Source organism: bacterium, assembly GCA_037131655.1.
Classification (GTDB): domain Bacteria; phylum Armatimonadota; class Fimbriimonadia; order Fimbriimonadales; family JBAXQP01; genus JBAXQP01.
Genome location: JBAXQP010000417.1, coordinates 1 through 1942, shown reverse-complemented (window position 1 = coordinate 1942; position 1942 = coordinate 1). Strand labels below are relative to the sequence as shown.

2 protein-coding genes are annotated in these 1942 nt (G+C 51.4%); one reads left to right on the top strand and one right to left on the bottom strand.

Going from position 1 to position 1942, the window contains the following annotated elements; all coding sequences use genetic code 11:
- Positions 1-30: 30 nt before the first annotated feature.
- Positions 31-1533: an NPCBM/NEW2 domain-containing protein gene (locus WCO51_13160; protein ID MEI6514202.1), complete on the top strand. Its 1503-nt coding sequence runs from the start codon at positions 31-33 to the stop codon at positions 1531-1533.
- Between the two features lie 130 nt (positions 1534-1663).
- On the opposite strand, the gene WCO51_13155 is transcribed toward WCO51_13160, so the two are convergent.
- A partial coding sequence (locus WCO51_13155; GenBank protein ID MEI6514201.1) for a phosphatase PAP2 family protein occupies positions 1664-1942 on the bottom strand: 279 nt, incomplete at its 5' end.

The window sequence follows — 1942 nt, the reverse complement described above, 5'->3', positions numbered from 1 at the left end:
TCGGATTAGTATAATTGATAGGAGTAGTAAATGGAACTTGAACTGCAGACAAGGAAGACTTCAGCGGATTGGCGGACGTCGGAGATAGTTGTTAGCAAGGAAACTATCCCCACCTCGCAGCTTGGGCTGATTTTAGTCGATACTTGGAATTTTCACTGGTGCATGACGGCTACGGAGCGGTGTGGGTCGTTTGCCCTTCGAATGAATAAGGCGGCCGAGTGCGCTCGAATGTTAGGTATGCAAGTGTTCTGGGCGCCGACGGATGTGGCCGACCATTATGTGGGTACTCCGCAACGAGAAATCGCCTGCGCGCTAAAACCGCATCCGCTACCGGAGCTTGAGCCGAATTCGTTGCCCAATATCGAAGTATTCCAGGACGGCGCGTGCATGTGCGGGCCGGGGCTTCGGTGTCGGTGCAATTATGGTTGGGATGCGATATGTCCTGTGCTCGAGCTGCTTGACCAGGACCTAGTAGTTGAGGGCACTGAGCAGCTTTACTCTTGGTGCAAAGAGCTTGGGATTACGCATCTTATCTATCTCGGCTTCCACACCAACTGTTGTACAACTGGTAAACCGGTCGGTATCGGCCCGATGTTGCGAACCGGACTTAAAGCCATTCTTGCGAGGGATATGACCGATGGGATTTCAGGCTATGACCCCTCTGTAGGCGAGGATCCCGATAAGGGAACCAAAGAAATTATCCAACAATTAGAAACGGCTATGCCGACGATTCATCTCGCGAACGAGTTCAAAAAAGAGAGTTTATGGCAAGAAGAGTGGGTGGTTGACCCTGTCCGAGTGACTCCCTGGGGACAGTCAACTCGGCCATATTACTTTGAGAACGATGTAATGGTCACCTTGTCGGCTCCTTTGAATGAGGGCGCGGAAATTCGATACACACTCGATGGAAGCGAACCGGATGAGAGTTCAACTCTGTATAGCACCCCATTTTCGGTGATAGATACGGCCAATGTGCGAGCTAAAGCATATCGTGATGGAGTGCAGATCTGTTTAGAAGGTAACGGCTATATGGTTCGCCTGCCTGCGATGCCGCCGATGCCGGATGTTCACCTTTCAGACATCGAGCCGCTCAGACAGACGGTTCCTGGATACCACTTGTACATCTCCCATAAACAGCCAGCAAAGGATATGTCCTATACCAATACTCCTTTAACCATTCGAGACACAAAATATGAGAAGGGAATGGGCGTTCAAGCCCCCTCGCAACTTCTCTATACGATCAAGCCGGAGTACGATCGTTTCGTGGGGTTAGCAGGCAACGATGAGGCTATGTTCGGTGACGCTTGGGGCCGCGAGAAAGCGATGTACCCAAGCGTTATCTTCAAAGTATTCATCGATGGCACGTTGGTGACTGAGAGTCCCATCCTCCGCATCGCGCAAGGACCTTGGCGCTTTAATATCCCCATCCCCGAAGGCTGTGGCACCATCAGCCTGGTAGTAACCTCCGTAGACGACGACAACCGCTACGCTTTTGCCAATTGGGTGAATGCGGGGTTTGTGTTGAAGCGGTAGGGAAGAGATTAAGGCTTTGGAGGGGTGTCAGGGGCGCAGCCCCCGACACGAACGTGTCATTGCGAGGCTGATTGTGCCGAAGCAATGGCACTGAAAGAGAAGTCCCCAAATCCACAATCCAAATCTTAACCTAATCCTGATGCCCACGCCCGAAATCAGGAGAAGGTTCCGTATCTGCCTTTCGACTTTTCTTATCGAACAGGCGGGCGCATACGTAGCCGCAGAGGGAACCTATTAGGGCGCCGATAATTACATCAGAGGGCCAGTGTACTCCTCGATAAACTCTGGAAAACGCTACTAGCGCAGCAATAACTAACGCGAGCCATCCTATCCATCGCTTCCCGAGTGAACGAGTATAGTAAAAAATCACAACTGCAATCGCAAAGCTTGTGATAGTGTGACCGGAAGC

Bases quoted from the DNA above. Each gene is read 5' to 3' on its own strand.
- WCO51_13160 (MEI6514202.1), top strand. From the start codon at position 31: ATGGAACTTGAACTGCAGACAAGGAAGACTTCAGCGGATTGGCGGACG.